1 protein-coding gene is annotated in these 595 nt (G+C 28.5%); it reads left to right on the top strand.

Translation table 11 applies throughout. The features are described 5' to 3' along the window. A partial coding sequence (locus U881_RS0101225) for a phage terminase large subunit family protein (RefSeq protein ID WP_024652993.1) occupies positions 1-591 on the top strand: 591 nt, incomplete at its 5' end. Positions 592-595: the final 4 nt, after the last annotated feature.

The raw sequence follows: 595 nt of genomic DNA, 5'->3' as shown, positions 1-595 counted from the left end.
TTAGGAGAATGGGTAGCAAATAATGATGCTATATTTACAAACATTAATCTTATAAGTAGCTATGAATTTAAAAGCCCGATCATGTATATTGATCCAGCATACAGTATAAATGGAGATAATACTGCTATTTGTGTTCTAGAGAGAGTAGAGTCTAAGTTTTATGCTTTTTTATTTCAAGAAAAACTTCCATTTAATGACGCAAGGATACTTAACATGGTAAAGACCATTATCAATAATTTAAATGTGAATACACTATATATTGAAGATAGGGATAATATTTCTGGACAGGGCAGTACAACTAAAGAGTTTCTTAAACTCAGAATTAACATGAATGGTAATTTTAGAATAGCACCRATAAAACCAATAAGTAATAAATTTAGTCGAATTACCACTTTAATCGGACCCATAACATCATCTTATCTTAGTATTTTAGATTTTAGTAGTAAATCTGCTATTTCTGATATTTACAGTTATACTGGAATTGGAACTAGCAATGATGATTCACTTGATGCATTATCTGCAGCATATTTACTCTTAACATTAAATTATCATGAGAGAAAAGCACATTTTACCAAATTTAAGTTTATTTAATCTA

It is taken from the genome of Borrelia persica No12 (assembly GCF_000500045.1).
Classification (GTDB): Bacteria; Spirochaetota; Spirochaetia; order Borreliales; family Borreliaceae; genus Borrelia; species Borrelia persica.
This window is presented reverse-complemented; position numbering and strand designations above follow the sequence as displayed.